A 13,579-nucleotide genomic window follows, 5' to 3' on the forward strand; every position below is an offset into this window, starting at 1 on the left:
AGTACCAGGACGACGTCTACGCCGCCGTCGACGCGCACGCAGGTGCCCGGCTCGCCGAGGTGCAGGCCATCGCCGGCAAGCAGGAGCGCGAGGCCGCGACCGACGCGCTCAAGGACGAGGTCAAGGCCGCACTGGCCGGCCAGTTCGAGGGTCGCGAGAAGGAGATCGGTGCGGCGTTCCGCTCGCTGAACAAGTCGCTGGTCCGCCAGCGCGTGCTCCGCGACAAGGTCCGCATCGACGGTCGTGGCCTGACCGACATCCGCACGCTGTCCGCCGAGGTCGGCGTGCTGCCGCGGGTGCACGGCTCGGCGCTGTTCGAGCGTGGCGAGACCCAGATCCTGGGCGTCACCACGCTGGACATGCTGACCATGGAGCAGAAGCTCGACACGCTCTCCCCGGAGACGTCGCGCCGCTACATGCACAAGTACGTCTTCCCGCCGTTCTCCACCGGTGAGACCGGCCGGGTGGGCTCGCCGAAGCGCCGCGAGGTCGGCCACGGTGCGCTGGCCCGCCGGGCGCTGCTGCCGGTGCTGCCGGACCGCGAGGAGTTCCCCTACGCGATCCGCCAGCTCTCCGAGGCGATGGGCTCCAACGGCTCGACCTCGATGGGCTCGGTCTGCGCCTCGACGCTGTCGCTGCTGCAGGCGGGCGTGCCGCTCAAGGCGCCGGTCGCCGGCATCGCGATGGGCCTGGTGTCCGGTGAGATCGACGGCTCGACCCAGTACGTCGCGCTCACCGACATCCTCGGCGCCGAGGACGCCTTCGGCGACATGGACTTCAAGGTCGCCGGCACGCGTCAGTTCGTGACCGCGCTCCAGCTCGACACCAAGCTCGACGGCATCCCCGCCGAGGTGCTGGCGCAGGCGCTCCAGCAGGCGCGCGACGCCCGGATGACGATCCTCGACGTGATGGCCGAGGCCATCGACGCGCCCGAGGAGATGTCGCCGACCGCGCCGCGGATCATCACCATCAGGATCCCGGTCGACAAGATCGGCGAGGTGATCGGTCCCAAGGGCAAGGTCATCAACCAGATCCAGGACGACACCGAGGCCTCGATCTCCATCGAGGACGACGGCACGATCTACATCGGCGCCACCAACGGCGAGGCGGCCGAGGCGGCGCGGTCCGCGATCAACGCGATCGCCAACCCGACGATGCCCGAGGTCGGCGAGCGCTACCTCGGCACGGTCGTCAAGACGACCAACTTCGGCGCCTTCGTCTCGCTGCTCCCGGGCAAGGACGGCCTGCTGCACATCAGCAAGCTGCGCCCGCTGGCCGGCGGCAAGCGGGTCGAGAACGTCGAGGACGTGGTGTCGGTCGGCCAGAAGATCCAGGTGCAGATCGCCGAGATCGACGACCGCGGCAAGCTCTCACTGGTCCCGGTGGTCGAGGACGCCGACAGCCCGACCGCCGACGGCACGGATGCCCCGGCGGAGGCCGAGGCGACGGAGTCGGTCGAGGCTTGATCCTGGCTGCCCGCACCACCGCGCTGCGGGCCGGGGCGACCCGGACCCTTCAGACGGAGACTGACGGCGCCGGACGCGTGACCTCACGCGTCCGGCGTACCGTCCTGCCCGGCGGCCTGCGCGTCATCACCGAGCAGCTGGCCGGCGTCCGCTCGGCCAGCATCGGCGTCTGGGTCGGCGTCGGATCGAGGGACGAGTCGCCGACCCTCCACGGCTGCTCGCACTTCCTGGAGCACCTGCTGTTCAAGGGCACCAGCGAGCGCTCGGCCCTCGACATCTCGATCGCGCTCGACGCGGTCGGCGGTGAGTTCAACGCCTTCACCGCCAAGGAGTACACCTGCTTCCACGCGCGGGTCCTCGACGACGACCTGCCCCTGGCCGTCGACGTGCTCGGCGACATGATCACCTCCTCGCTCCTCACCCCCGAGGACGTCGAGGCGGAGCGCGACGTGATCCTCGACGAGATCGCGATGCACGACGACGACCCCGACGACGTCGTCCACAACCTCTTCGCCGAGCAGGCCTACGGGCCCCGGGCGCCGCTCGGCCGCCCGATCGCCGGCACCGTCGGCTCGATCGAGTCGCTGAGCCGCGCGCAGGTGGCGCGGTTCTACCAGCGCCACTACCGGCCCGCGAACATGGTCGTCGCCGCCGCCGGCAACCTCGACCACGGCGAGGTCGTGAAGATGGTGCGGGCGGCGTTCGGCCGGCGCGGCTGGCTCCGGGGTGACGAGAAGCCGGTCCAGCCGCGGCACGGCGCCAAGCGGGTCCCCGTGCACCCCGGCGTGGTCGAGGCGACCCGGCCCTTCGAGCAGGTCAACCTGGTGCTCGGCATGGAGGGCGTGCACCGCAACGACGACCGCCGGTTCGCGCTGGGCGTGCTCAACACCGCGCTGGGTGGCGGTACGTCGTCCCGGCTGTTCCAGGAGGTCCGCGAGCGCCGCGGGCTCGCCTACTCGGTCTTCTCCTTCGCCAGCCACCACGCCGACTCCGGGCTGGTCGGCGTCTCGGTCGGCTGCCTGCCCAACAAGCTCGACGAGGTGCTGGCCGTGGTCCGCACCGAGCTGTCCCGCGTCGCCGCCCACGGCATCTCCGAGGAGGAGCTGGCCCGCGGAAAGGGTCAGCTGCGCGGGGGACTGGTGCTCGGGCTCGAGGACTCCGGCTCGCGGATGTCCCGGATCGGCAAGGCCGAGCTCGTCCACGACGAGCTGCTCGGCATCGGCGAGGTGATGGACCGCATCGAGGGCGTCACCCTCGAGGAGGTGCAGGGCATCGCCCGGCAGGTGTTCGGCAAGCCCGAGATCCTGGCGATCGTCGGGCCGGCGTAGTACCGCCGGGAGCCAGCCCGGACGGCCACCGGCGCGCAAGGGCGGAGCAAGCTCCGCCCCGCATGCGCGGCCGCCCGGGGCGTGTTCCGGGGACTTGCACCCCACTTGGCCAGCCAGGACGCCGAGATGCGGTGCAAAACCGCCGAACCCCGGCTTTGCCGAGGATCTCCGGCACCAGGTGCCAATCTCCCTCCGCAAACCCACCGACCGGTGCTGGTGGGCGCGCGGGCACCCACGGGAAACGTCGGGGTCACCGGATATCCGGGGACCGCTGAGCTTCTGTGCCGAGATCTCGGCACAGAAGCGGATGGGTCGCTACAGAACCCACGGCCCTGCTCGTGCCTCGTGGTGTCGGGGAGTACGGGTAGTAACGGACGTTCTGGACCAATGTCGCCAGGTTCTAGGGCCATTTCGTCGGTGACTACCGCCGGACCAGGGCCACCATCCCGGCACAAGCCGCGGCCCAGAGCACGCTGGTGAAGGTGCCGATGATGAACCGTTCGGTGGCCGCGCCCGATCCTCGGTCGCCGCGCAGGTCGGGGAAGCGGCCGACGCCCTTGAGTGCCAGCACCACGGCGACGCCCTCGGGGAAGCCGGCCGCGAGGCCGGCGAAGACCGCGAGCCGTTCCAGCGCCCCGATCCAGGCGCCGCCGCGCAGCACCTGGCCGGCCTGGTCGATGGTCTGGGACTCGTCGTCCTGGCGGTCGACGTCCTGCCGATCGACCATCCCGAAGATGCGGGTCGTGACCGGGCCGCCTCCCACCACGGCCAGCAGCCCGGCCAACGCAACCAGGATCGTGAGCTCGACCCGTCCGGCCGAGATCTCGTCGGCCACTGCCGCGATCACCGCGGCCGACGCGAGGGCCAGGGCCGAGACCGGCGGCCAGATCGCGCGGCCGTAGGCCGACCAGCCGAACGCGGCCGCGACCAGCGCGAAGCCGAGCAGGGCCAGCACGAGCTGGGTGGTGTTGTCGGCGGTCATGGCTCTCCGGCGATCATGATTTCCGATCCTGCAGCAGGCCACCGACGAGGTCGGCGACCAGCTCGCGGGCGCGTCGTCCCTCGACGATCCCGGCCGCCTGCGCGCGCTGGCTGATCGCGGACTGGGTGACGCCGAGCCGCCTGGCGATCTCGTCGTAGGACGCACCGGTGTCGGCCAGGTCGGCAACCTCCCAGCCCCGTTTCGTACGCCGGCCGAGCACCGACGCCCACAGCCAGAGCGTGGTCTCCAAGGCACGGACGCCGGGATCGTCGCCGGCCACCCGGAGCCGCCAGGGTGCGGACTTGGCGGCCGTCACCGCCTCGCGCGCGGAGACGAACGCCGGTCCGCGGCCGGCCCGGGTGCTCTCGGGCAGCGGCTCCTCGACCTCGCCGATGCCGATGCCGATGCTCCAGGTCCCCTCGCGCAGCAGCCGCTCCACGACCGTGGCCAGGGCGTCGGGCTGGTCGAGGACGCCCTGGAACTCGTCGCCGGCGGTCCGCTCGAAGGCGCGCAGCATCCCGACGTCGGCCAGGCGGGACAGGGTCTCGGGGACCCGGTCGGCGTCGCGGCTCGAGCCCCGCTGGTCGATGGTCAGCACGGCCGCACGCATCCGGCGTACCTCCTCGGACTTCAGATCGTGATCTGAAGTCACCTTACATCAGGAAATAGCCTAATGTCAGCGCAGTTCAGGAAATATCCTTCACCGTTTGCCGATGATTCCCACCACCGCGGGCGCCTTCTGCTCCACCACGGAGACCCGGAAGCCGGCAGCCTGCAGCGCAGCGGACGACTTCTCGACGATGGTCGGGACCTGCTCGGCGCGGGTGGCGTCGTAGAAGAGGAAGACCGACCCGCCGGGCAGCACCCGCTCGTGCAGCAGGGCGACCTCGTCGGCGCAGTCGCGGACCCAGAACAGGTTGACGTTGAAGGCGAAGACCTTGGTCAGCCGCTTCACCGGCACCCGGAGCGTGGCCAGGTCGATCTGGCGCACGGTGAGCCGGCCGGCCTCGATGAACTTCGCGCACCGCCGGCGGGTGCGGTCCACGCCGGACTCGGAGCGGTCGATGGCGAACAGCTTGCCGGTCTGCAGCCGGGCGCAGATGAGCTCGGCGCCGGCGCCCGGTCCGCAGCCGATCTCGAGGATGTGGTCGTTCGGCTGGACGTCCATGAAGTCCACGGCCCACCTGATCCGGGCCGGGATCGTCTGCACCGCCATGGACCCCACCCTGCCAGACCCTCCGGCGCAGGTCAGCGGCCTCCCGGTAGGTTCTCCACCGTGACGGCCGTACGACGCGTCGGCGTGCTCGGGGCCCAGGGCAAGGTCGGCGCCGAGGTGTGCCGCGCGGTCGAGGCCGCCTCCGACCTCGAGCTCGTCGCGGCGTTGGACGCGGACGGCCGGCTCCAGACGCTCGTCGATTCCGCGGCCGAGGCGGTCGTCGACTTCACCCACCCCGACGCGGTGATGGGCAACCTCGAGTTCTGCATCGGCCACGGCATCCACGCGGTCGTCGGCACCACCGGCTTCGACGCGGAGCGGCTCGCCACGGTCGAGGGCTGGCTGGCCGAGGCTCCCCGGGTCGGCGTCCTCATCGCGCCCAACTTCTCCATCGGCGCGGTGTTGATGATGCGCTTCGCCGCCGCGGCCGCGCCCTTCTACGAGTCCGTCGAGGTGGTCGAGCTGCACCATCCCGACAAGGCGGACGCGCCGTCCGGCACCGCGCGACGGACCGCCGAGCTGATCGCCGCCGCCCGCCGCGAGGCCGGGCTCCCGCCGGTGCCCGACGCCACCACCACCGGCCTCGACGGCGCCCGGGGCGCCACCGTCGACGGCATCCACGTGCACGGGCTGCGGGTCCGGGGGCTCGTTGCCCATCAGGAGGTGTTGCTGGGGGCGCCGGGGGAGACGCTCACGATCCGCCACGACTCGCTCGACCGGGTCTCCTTCATGCCCGGCGTGCTCGCCGGCCTGCGCGCGATCGGCGACCGGCCCGGGCTCACCGTCGGCCTCGAGCAGGTCCTCGACCTCGGCTGACGAGCAGCAGACAGCTGACCTCGCCGGGATAGTCCCAGCCGTTCCTCACCGGCCTCCCTCGGGAGAGGTGCTGGAAACGTCTGGGACTATCCCGCGAGCCGGGTGTGGAGCCGGACCTGCTTGACCCGTACGGCGCCCGTGCCGTCGAGGTCGAGCTCGCGGTGCGCGGAGTCGGTGGCCCACCCCGCGCCGGTGAGGAACGACAGCAGCGCGTCGTCGCCGGCCATGACCCAGGTCACCGCGTGGCCGAACCGGTCGGCCGCCATCGTGTCGGCCGCCGCCTGCAGCAGCCGGGAGCCGTGGCCCTGGCCCCGCTCGCCGGGATCGACGGTCAGCTCGCGCAGCTCGGCGTCGGCGACCGGGTCGCGGTCGGGGTCGGTGGCCGGCCCGGTGATGGCGAACCCGACCACCCGGTTGCGCTCGAGCGCGACCAGCACCCGGTTGCGCGCGTCGCCGGGCTTCTGCAGCGACTCGGCCCACGCCGCGGCCGCCGCGCCCTCCGCCTCCGGCCCGGACGGGATCGCCTCGGCCGGCACCAGGCCGGCGTACAGCTCGGGCCAGGTGCGCAGCTGCACCCGGGCGATCGCGGGGGCGTCGTCGGCCCAGGCGATCCGGACGGAGACGTCGGCACCCGGGCTGCTCATGGCCTGATCCTCTCAGGTGAACACATTTGAGCAGTTGCTCAAACGGGTGGGTAGTGTTTGAGCCACTGCTCAAATGGAGGGTTGGATGATCGTGGTTCTGCTGCGCGGCCTGGTCGCGGCACCACTCGCAGGCGCGGCGTGTGGCCTTGCGGTCGGCGTCGCACTCGTCGGGATCGCCGTGGGCAACGGCTCTCCCGCTGGGGCGTACGTCGCCCTCGGCCTCGCCGGCTGGATCGGTGCGCTCGTCGGCCTTGTGGTGGGTGTCCCGTCCGCGATCCTCCTCGCGATCGTGAGCCCGGCTGTTGCCGAGCCGCGGTACGGCGCGATCACCGGCCTGGGCGTGGCCGCCACCGCCGGCTTCGTGGCTGCCCTGGTCGCGACCGAGACGGTGTGGGCAGCCGCAGCCTTCGGTGGGGTCTGTGCGATCGTCGGCTCCGTGGCCGGTCGCTGGGTGCTGTTCGGCAGGCGAAGGACGGCGACGTGAGCACCCGCGAGAAGCTGCTCCTGGCCACTCAGGAGGCCTTGGTCGAGGACGGTATCGCCCACCTGTCCGCGCGCAGCGTGGCGACCCGGGCGGGGGTCAACCAGGCGCTGGTCTTCTATCACTTCGGCACCGTGAGCGAGCTGGTCGAGGCGGCGGCCCGGGCGCTGTCCGACCAGAGCGTGGCCCACTATCGCGAGCGGTTCGCCGCCGTCGACTCGCTGGGTGGCCTCCTGGCGCTCGGCGAGGAGGTGCACGCGCACGAGCGGACCACCGGCAACGTCGCGGTGATGGCACAGCTGATGGCGGGGGCCCAGCGCGACGAGGTGCTGGCCCGGACCGCGCGCTACGCGCTCGACCTCTGGAGGAGCGAGGTCGAGGCCGTCGTACGCCGGGTGCTGGCGCCCAGCCCGCTGGCCGACGTGGTCGACGCCGACGGCCTGGCGCGGGCGTTCAGCGCGGCGTTCATCGGCCTCGAGCTCTACGAGGGCGTCGACGCCGACGGCGCCACCGCCGCGCTGGCCGCACTCGAACGGCTCGGCGTGCTGGTCGAGGCGGTCGACGACCTCGGACCGGTCGCGCGCCGCGCGGTCCGCGCCCGGCTCCGCCGCCGGAGCGGGAAGCGCTCGACGTCCTAGCCCGGCAACGATTCGTCTGCGGTCCGGCCTGGCGTCCCAGCCTCCGTGGCGGCAGACGGATCGGGGCCGGTGGGCGCGCTGTGCCAGCCCAGGAAGGCGGCCCCGCTCGTCGCGAGCAGCAGGCCGGCGGTCACCGCGGGCCACCAGCCCTCGCGCACCCCGTCGCCGAGCAGGGCGACACCCACGGCGGCGGGGACGAACGTCTGGGCGACGATCAGGGCGGCCGAGGTCGACGGCACGGCGGCGCGGTGCATGCCCAGGGAGTAGAGCCAGAAGGCGACCAGGCTGAACGACGGCACCGCCAGTGCCGCGAGGACGACCACCGCGCCCACCGGCGTACCGACGCCGCGGACCGAGATCGCCGAGCCGGCGTACCCGAGCCCGGCCAGCAGTCCGAGCAGCGGTCCGTTGAGGTGCCGGTGGGCCGTCGACGCGAGCGCAAGCGCGGCCACGCCGGCCCAGAGGGCCGCCACGAACGTCGTGGTCGTCTGCACCTCGCCCGGCTCGCCCGCGCCGAGCGAGAGCAGCACGAGGCCCAGCGTGACCACCGCGACGGCGGCCCAGCCGGTGCGGTGCAGCCGGTCCTCGACGCGGTGCGAGGCCAGCGCGGTGACCGGGAGCGACATCGCCACCAGCGCCTGCGCGAGGTAGAGCGGCAGCAGCCAGATCGCGACCGCGTGCAGGACGAAACCGACGAGGTACGCCGCGACCACCGCCATGGTCCGGGCGTCGCGGACCGAGCGCCCGACGAACGCCGAGAGCCCCTGGGGGGAGGACCCGAAGCCACGCACCGCGCGGGCCTGGACGACGGCGGCGACGCCGAAGATCGTGGCGGACAGCAGGCCGAGGGCGACTCCCAGGAGGGTCACGGACGTGGCGTCCCCGTCACCGGTAGTGCTCGGGGAGCTCCTGACCGATCTTGACCTTCGGCTTGGGCAGGCGCATGAACCTCATCTGCATCGCGCGGGTCACCGCGTAGTAGGTCGTGCCCTTGGTCGGCTCGCTCGGGAACCTCTCCGCCAGCTGCTTGCGGATCCGGAAGCGCAGCACGAACAGGTCGAGCCCCACCAGCAGCACCGACCCGAACAGCACCGAGTTGCCGATCGACCTCAGCGTGTCGTTGCCGGAGTAGCCGAACACCATCGTGACCACCAGCAGCGGGATGATCAGCTCGATGAAGCTGAACCGGCTGTCCACGAAGTCGCGGATGAACCGGCGGACCGGGCCCTTGTCGCGGGGGAGGAGGTACTTCTCCTCGCCGGCGCGCATGCCCTGCCGCACCCGGGAGCTCGACTCGTTGCGGGTGGAGCGCTGAGCCGCCGCGATCTCGCGCCGGGTCCGCGGCGGCTTCGCGCGCGCCTTGGCCGCGGCCTCGGCCTCCTTGCGGGTCGGCGTGGGACGGCCCTTGCCGGATGATCTGGCCTCCTCCACCGGAGGGGTGGCGACCTCTTGTCTGGTACGACGGAACACGTGTGCCTCTGCTCGGGTCTGTCTGGTCCCCCGAGCCTACCGGCGTCTTGCGATGCCGCCGTAGGGTGAGGTGCACCAAGCCGAACGAGAGGGACCCGTCCGCAATGAGCCTGTGGCAGCGCATCAGCCTGATCTTCCGGTCGAAGGCCAACAAGGCGCTCGACCGCGCCGAGGACCCGCGCGAGACCCTCGACTACAGCTACCAGCGCCAGCTCGACCTGCTCTCCAAGGTGCGCCGGGGCGTGGCCGACGTGGCGACCAGCCGCAAGCGCGTCGAGCTCCAGATCGCCCAGCTCGAGCAGCAGTCGGCCAAGCTCCAGGACCAGGCCGAGAAGTCGATCCAGATGAACCGCGAGGACCTCGCCCGCGAGGCGCTGACCCGCAAGTCGGGGCTGACGAGCCAGATCAACGACCTGAAGACCCAGTACGCCCAGCTCCAGGGCGAGGAGGAGAAGCTCACCCTGGCCCAGCAGCGGCTGCAGGCGAAGGTGGAGGCGTTCCGGACCCGCAAGGAGACGATCAAGGCGACCTACACCGCCGCCGAGGCACAGACCCGGATCAACGAGGCGATGTCGGGCATCGGCGAGGAGATGGGCGACGTCGGACTGGCCATCCAGCGGGCCGAGGACAAGACCGCCGAGATGCAGGCGCGGGCCAGCGCGGTCGACGAGCTGATCGCCTCGGGCGCGCTGGACGACGCCACCTCGCTCAACCGCGGCGACGACATCACCCGTGAGCTCGAGGCGATGAGCTCTCAGGCCGAGGTCGAGCAGGAGCTGGCCCGGCTCAAGGGGATCTCCGCCCCGAACCAGCCCGACGCGATCGAGGCGGCCCCGGACGACAGCGCGATCCTCGACACCGAGCCGGACAAGGAGCAGACGGCGTCCGAGCCGGGCACGGAAGGCCAGTCGTGATCATCCGGATCCTGGGCGAGGGGCAGTACGACGTCGCAGACCACGCACTGGACCGGCTCAACGAGCTCGACGCCGCCCTCGAGGGCGCGGTCGACGCGGGTGACGAGGCGGCCTTCGCGGCAGCGCTGGCCGAGCTCCTGGACGGCGTACGCAGCGTCGGTGTCGCGCACCCCGCCGACAGCCTGGACGAGTCCGACATGATCCTCCCGCCGGCCGACGCCACCATCGACGAGGTCCGCGCGATGCTCGACGAGAGTGACGAGGGGCTCATCCCCGGCTGAGGTCGCCCACAGGTTCTTCTTGGGTCGGCGCGGGAGACTGGTGACATGGCACGTTCTCGCTTCGTCGGCGACGCCGGGCTGACTGCGCGCATGACCACGGTCATGTTCCTCCTCGGCGGACTCTTCGTTGTCCTCGTCGTGGGGCTCAGCCTGCTCGTCGGGATGCGGGCACCCGGCCTCGGTGTCCTGATCGGCCTGGGCGGCATCGGCGTCGCGGTCTACCAGTGGGCCAACTCCGACAAGGTCGCGATGCGGGCGATGCGCGCCCGTGAGGTGACGCCGGAGGAGGCTCCCGAGCTGCACGGGGTGATCGACCGGCTGTGCGCACTGGCCGACATGCCCAAGCCGCGGGTCGGCATCGCCGACACCGACGTTCCCAACGCCTTCGCGACCGGCCGCTCGCCCGACCGGGCGGTGGTCTGCGTGACCACGGGCATCCTCGGCATGCTCACCGCCGAGGAGATGGAGGGCGTGCTAGCCCACGAGCTGTCGCACGTCGCGCACCGCGACGTCCTGGTGATGACCGTGGCCTCGAGCGCCGGCATCGCGGCCGGGATGCTCGGCCAGGGCGCCCGGTTCGGGGCCTTCGGCTTCTTCGGGGGCCGAGGGCGCGGCAACGTCGGCGGCATGCCGGTCTGGCTGTTCGTGCTGCTGTTCAGCCTGGCGGTGTACGCCGTGAGCTTCGTGCTGCTCCGACTGCTCTCGCGCTACCGCGAGCTGGCCGCGGACCGGGCCGGCGCCTACCTCACCATGCGCCCCGACGCGCTGGCCTCGGCGCTGACCAAGATCACCGGCGGCATCAACCAGATCCCGCAGCGCGACCTGCGCCAGGTGAGCGCCGCGAGCGCCCTCTGCATCGTCCCGGCGATCGGCGGGATCTCCCTCAAGACACTCACCGCGACGCACCCGACGCTCGAGCAGCGGCTCGACCAGCTGGCCAAGATCCAGGCCGAGCTCAGCCGGCCGTCGAGCTGACCGCCGGGCGTCGTACCGTCGTCGCGTGGGTCTCTGGGACACGATCACCGGCCGGAGCCGGCCCAAGCGCGCCAACCTCGACGCGCTGTTCCTCGTGCCCAGCGCGGCGATCACGCTGCAGACGGCTGCGGGGTTGAACCCGACGGGTGACGGCTCGGTCTGCTTCCGCGCGGCTGCGGGCGCGGGGTTCCACCAGACCCAGGACGAGATCGTCGCGCTGCTGAGAGGTGCCGCGGACGCCCCCGAGGTCCAGATCAGCACCGACTCCTACGGGTTCACCTGGCTGCAGGTGCACAGGGACCCCGACGACACCGGAGGGCTGTGCACGGACCTCCACGCGGTCAACACGACGCTCGAGTCCGAGGGCTTCGGGCCCGGGCTGCTGTGCTCGCTGATCCCGTTCGCGGACCCGTCCGGCCGGAGGGTCGGGCTGGTCTACCTCTACAAGAAGGGGACCTTCTACCCCTTCGCCCCCACCGGTGAGCAGCAGCGCGACAACCTGCTCGAGCTGCAGGTGCGCGACACCCTGCGCGACGAGCTGCCGATCGAGCCGGAGCTGTCCGGCTGGCTGGCGCTCTGGGGCGCGCCGGGGCTCTGACCCCAACGTCCTAGCGACGCCCGGCGAGCTCGCGGGTCCGCTGCCGCTCGTCCTCGGCGGCCCAGCGGCGCAATGTGGCCGGCAGGGTGAGCACCAGGCCGACCACGACGCCGATGACGGCCCCGATGGTGTTGGCGGCGATGTCCCGCTCGTCGGAGACCCGGCCCGGGATGCTCCTCTGCACGGTCTCGATGAACGAGGTGAGCGTGATGGCGGCGACGACGGCCAGCCACCAGAGCCGGGTGCCGAAGAGCAGCAGCAGGAACAGCCCGACCGGCACGAAGAGGGCGATGTTGGCGAGGTACTCGGCCCGGTCGTAGGTCAGCCACTCCAGGTGGTGGTAGCGCTGCAGCCGCGCCAGGACCCGCAGCACCAGCTCGCTCTGGGTCGGTGCCTCGGATCCGGGGGTCAGCGTCACCCAGCCCACGAAGGCCAGGTAGGCCACCGTGAGGAGGCTCAGGAACGGGTGACGGTGCAGCACGGCCACCAGTCTGCCGAACGGGTGGTCGCGAGTGTCAGTCCCGATAGGTCTTGCCGGGCAGGGCCAGCATCCGGTCGAGCGCGACCTTGGCCCACTTCTCGGTGTCCTCGTCGACCTCGATCTGGTTGACGACGACGCCGTCGACCAGCGACTCCATCGCCCACACGAAGTGCGGGAGGTCGATGCGGTTCATCGTCGAGCAGTAGCAGACGGTGCGGTCGAGGAAGACGATCCGCTTGTCGGGGTGCTCGGCGGCCAGCCGCTTGACCAGGTTGAGCTCGGTGCCGACCGCCCAGGCCGAGCCGGAGGGCGCCGCCTCGATGGTCTGGATGATGTATTCGGTCGACCCGACCTGGTCGGCGGCGAGCACCACCTCGTGCTTGCACTCGGGGTGCACGATCACCTGGACGCCGGGGATGCTGGAGCGCAGCTCCGGGATGGTGTCCTCGGAGAACCGGCCGTGGACCGAGCAGTGGCCGCGCCACAGGATCATCCGCGCGTCGCGCAGCTGCTCGTCGGTGAGGCCGCCGTTGGGCCGGTGCGGGTCCCAGACCACGCAGTCGTCGAGAGACAGTCCCATCTTGAGCACAGCGGTGTTGCGGCCGAGGTGCTGGTCGGGGAGGAAGAGCACCTTCGACCCCTGCTGGAACGCCCACTCCAGGGCGGTCTGGGCGTTCGACGAGGTGCAGACCGCGCCGCCGTTGCGGCCGCAGAACGCCTTGATGTCGGCCGAGGAGTTCATGTAGGTGACGGGGACGACGTCGGAGGCGATGCCGGCGGCCTCCATCGCGGCCCACGCGTCCTCGACCTGGCGCAGCCGGGCCATGTCGGCCATCGAGCAGCCGGCGGCGAGGTCGGGCAGGACCACCTTCTGGGAGTCAGAGGTCAAGATGTCGGCCGACTCCGCCATGAAGTGCACGCCGCAGAACACGATGAACTCCGCCTCCGGGCGGGCGGCCGCCTCCCGCGCCAGCTTGAACGAGTCGCCGGTGACGTCGGCGAACTGGATGACCTCGTCGCGCTGGTAGTGGTGGCCGAGCACGAACACCCGCTCACCCAGCGCCTCCTTGGCCGCGCGTGCCCGCTCGACCAGCGTGGGGTCGGACGGCTCCGGCAGCGCGCCGGGGCAGTCCACGCCCCGCTCGGAGAACGGGTCGGTGCCGCGGCCCAACGTGAGCAGGGGCAGGTCGACGGTGCCTGCACCGGGAGCGCCGGTCGTCGTCGCGGGCGTTGACGTCGTGGTCATGGCTCCATTGTCTCGCACGCCCGGCTGCGGGCCGACCACCGCC

17 protein-coding genes are annotated in these 13,579 nt (G+C 71.8%); 9 read left to right on the forward strand and 8 right to left on the reverse strand.

Features of this window, described 5'->3' with window-relative positions:
- Together VFV89_RS13395 and VFV89_RS13400 are read left to right on the forward strand one after the other, a co-directional pair.
- On the forward strand, nucleotides 1-1,466 hold a 1,466-nt coding region (locus VFV89_RS13395), incomplete at its 5' end, for a polyribonucleotide nucleotidyltransferase (protein ID WP_329706449.1).
- A gap of 77 nt (nucleotides 1,467-1,543) precedes the next feature.
- Nucleotides 1,544-2,794 (forward strand): pitrilysin family protein, encoded by a 1,251-nt coding sequence (locus VFV89_RS13400; protein ID WP_329706450.1) that lies wholly within the window; start codon nucleotides 1,544-1,546, stop codon nucleotides 2,792-2,794.
- A 421-nt stretch (nucleotides 2,795-3,215) separates the two neighbouring features.
- Here the strand turns inward: VFV89_RS13400 and VFV89_RS13405 are convergent, their stop codons facing one another.
- The 3 genes from VFV89_RS13405 to VFV89_RS13415 are packed head-to-tail and all read right to left on the reverse strand — an operon-like array spanning nucleotide 3,216 to nucleotide 4,992.
- Nucleotides 3,216-3,776 carry a hypothetical protein gene (locus tag VFV89_RS13405; RefSeq protein WP_329706451.1) on the reverse strand — a complete coding sequence of 187 codons (561 nt, stop codon included), beginning with the start codon at nucleotides 3,774-3,776 and terminating at the stop codon, nucleotides 3,216-3,218.
- A gap of 13 nt (nucleotides 3,777-3,789) precedes the next feature.
- The gene (locus tag VFV89_RS13410) at nucleotides 3,790-4,428 is read right to left on the reverse strand and encodes a transposase (protein WP_329706452.1); all 639 of its coding nucleotides are present in this window, start codon (nucleotides 4,426-4,428) and stop codon (nucleotides 3,790-3,792) included.
- 48 nt (nucleotides 4,429-4,476) lie between these two features.
- On the reverse strand, nucleotides 4,477-4,992 hold the full coding sequence (locus VFV89_RS13415; protein WP_329706453.1) for a class I SAM-dependent methyltransferase: 516 nt from the start codon (nucleotides 4,990-4,992) through the stop codon (nucleotides 4,477-4,479).
- A gap of 60 nt (nucleotides 4,993-5,052) precedes the next feature.
- Here VFV89_RS13415 and dapB point away from each other — a divergent pair, with 60 nt between their 5' ends.
- Entirely contained in the window at nucleotides 5,053-5,808 is a 756-nt protein-coding gene (gene dapB, locus VFV89_RS13420) for a 4-hydroxy-tetrahydrodipicolinate reductase (RefSeq protein ID WP_329706454.1), read from the forward strand.
- A gap of 86 nt (nucleotides 5,809-5,894) precedes the next feature.
- On the opposite strand, the gene VFV89_RS13425 is transcribed toward dapB, so the two are convergent.
- On the reverse strand, nucleotides 5,895-6,452 hold the full coding sequence (locus tag VFV89_RS13425; protein ID WP_329706455.1) for a GNAT family N-acetyltransferase: 558 nt from the start codon (nucleotides 6,450-6,452) through the stop codon (nucleotides 5,895-5,897).
- Between the two features lie 85 nt (nucleotides 6,453-6,537).
- Here VFV89_RS13425 and VFV89_RS13430 point away from each other — a divergent pair, with 85 nt between their 5' ends.
- Together VFV89_RS13430 and VFV89_RS13435 are read left to right on the forward strand one after the other, a co-directional pair.
- Nucleotides 6,538-6,936 carry a hypothetical protein gene (locus tag VFV89_RS13430; RefSeq protein WP_329706456.1) on the forward strand — a complete coding sequence of 133 codons (399 nt, stop codon included), beginning with the start codon at nucleotides 6,538-6,540 and terminating at the stop codon, nucleotides 6,934-6,936.
- A complete protein-coding gene (locus tag VFV89_RS13435; RefSeq protein ID WP_329706457.1) occupies nucleotides 6,933-7,571 on the forward strand; it encodes a TetR/AcrR family transcriptional regulator in 639 nt (212 codons plus the stop codon). The genes VFV89_RS13430 and VFV89_RS13435 overlap by 4 nt, the downstream gene beginning before the upstream one ends.
- Here the strand turns inward: VFV89_RS13435 and VFV89_RS13440 are convergent.
- Nucleotides 7,568-8,440: a hypothetical protein gene (locus tag VFV89_RS13440; RefSeq protein WP_329706458.1), complete on the reverse strand. Its 873-nt coding sequence runs from the start codon at nucleotides 8,438-8,440 to the stop codon at nucleotides 7,568-7,570. The genes VFV89_RS13435 and VFV89_RS13440 overlap by 4 nt on opposite strands.
- Before the next feature lie 16 nt (nucleotides 8,441-8,456).
- Nucleotides 8,457-9,041: a DUF3043 domain-containing protein gene (locus tag VFV89_RS13445; protein WP_329706459.1), complete on the reverse strand. Its 585-nt coding sequence runs from the start codon at nucleotides 9,039-9,041 to the stop codon at nucleotides 8,457-8,459.
- A gap of 104 nt (nucleotides 9,042-9,145) precedes the next feature.
- Between VFV89_RS13445 and VFV89_RS13450 the strand changes: the two genes are divergently transcribed.
- The 4 genes from VFV89_RS13450 to pspAB are packed head-to-tail and all read left to right on the forward strand — an operon-like array spanning nucleotide 9,146 to nucleotide 11,809.
- Nucleotides 9,146-9,955, forward strand: a complete 810-nt coding sequence (locus VFV89_RS13450; RefSeq protein ID WP_329706460.1) for a PspA/IM30 family protein — start codon at nucleotides 9,146-9,148, stop codon at nucleotides 9,953-9,955.
- Nucleotides 9,952-10,236 (forward strand): PspA-associated protein PspAA, encoded by a 285-nt coding sequence (gene pspAA / locus VFV89_RS13455; protein ID WP_329706461.1) that lies wholly within the window; start codon nucleotides 9,952-9,954, stop codon nucleotides 10,234-10,236. The genes VFV89_RS13450 and pspAA overlap by 4 nt, the downstream gene beginning before the upstream one ends.
- A 45-nt stretch (nucleotides 10,237-10,281) precedes the next feature.
- The gene (gene htpX, locus VFV89_RS13460) at nucleotides 10,282-11,211 is read left to right on the forward strand and encodes a zinc metalloprotease HtpX (RefSeq protein ID WP_329706462.1); all 930 of its coding nucleotides are present in this window, start codon (nucleotides 10,282-10,284) and stop codon (nucleotides 11,209-11,211) included.
- 25 nt (nucleotides 11,212-11,236) lie between these two features.
- Entirely contained in the window at nucleotides 11,237-11,809 is a 573-nt protein-coding gene (gene pspAB / locus VFV89_RS13465) for a PspA-associated protein PspAB (RefSeq protein ID WP_329706463.1), read from the forward strand.
- 10 nt (nucleotides 11,810-11,819) lie between these two features.
- On the opposite strand, the gene VFV89_RS13470 is transcribed toward pspAB, so the two are convergent.
- On the reverse strand, nucleotides 11,820-12,290 hold the full coding sequence (locus VFV89_RS13470; protein WP_329706464.1) for a VanZ family protein: 471 nt from the start codon (nucleotides 12,288-12,290) through the stop codon (nucleotides 11,820-11,822).
- Nucleotides 12,291-12,324: 34 nt separating this feature from the next.
- Complete coding sequence (gene nadA, locus VFV89_RS13475; protein WP_329706465.1) at nucleotides 12,325-13,536, reverse strand: quinolinate synthase NadA; 1,212 nt, start codon at nucleotides 13,534-13,536, stop codon at nucleotides 12,325-12,327.
- Nucleotides 13,537-13,579: the final 43 nt, after the last annotated feature.

The organism is Nocardioides sp. (genome assembly GCF_036274455.1).
Taxonomy (GTDB): domain Bacteria; phylum Actinomycetota; class Actinomycetes; order Propionibacteriales; family Nocardioidaceae; genus Nocardioides.

Coding starts and splice junctions, on each gene's coding strand:
- htpX (WP_329706462.1), top strand. CDS start 10,282: ATGGCACGTTCTCGCTTCGTCGGCGACGCCGGGCTGACTGCGCGCATG.
- VFV89_RS13415 (WP_329706453.1), bottom strand. CDS start 4,992: ATGGCGGTGCAGACGATCCCGGCCCGGATCAGGTGGGCCGTGGACTTC.
- VFV89_RS13405 (WP_329706451.1), bottom strand. CDS start 3,776: ATGACCGCCGACAACACCACCCAGCTCGTGCTGGCCCTGCTCGGCTTC.
- VFV89_RS13450 (WP_329706460.1), top strand. CDS start 9,146: ATGAGCCTGTGGCAGCGCATCAGCCTGATCTTCCGGTCGAAGGCCAAC.
- VFV89_RS13430 (WP_329706456.1), top strand. CDS start 6,538: ATGATCGTGGTTCTGCTGCGCGGCCTGGTCGCGGCACCACTCGCAGGC.
- nadA (WP_329706465.1), bottom strand. CDS start 13,536: ATGACCACGACGTCAACGCCCGCGACGACGACCGGCGCTCCCGGTGCA.
- VFV89_RS13425 (WP_329706455.1), bottom strand. CDS start 6,452: ATGAGCAGCCCGGGTGCCGACGTCTCCGTCCGGATCGCCTGGGCCGAC.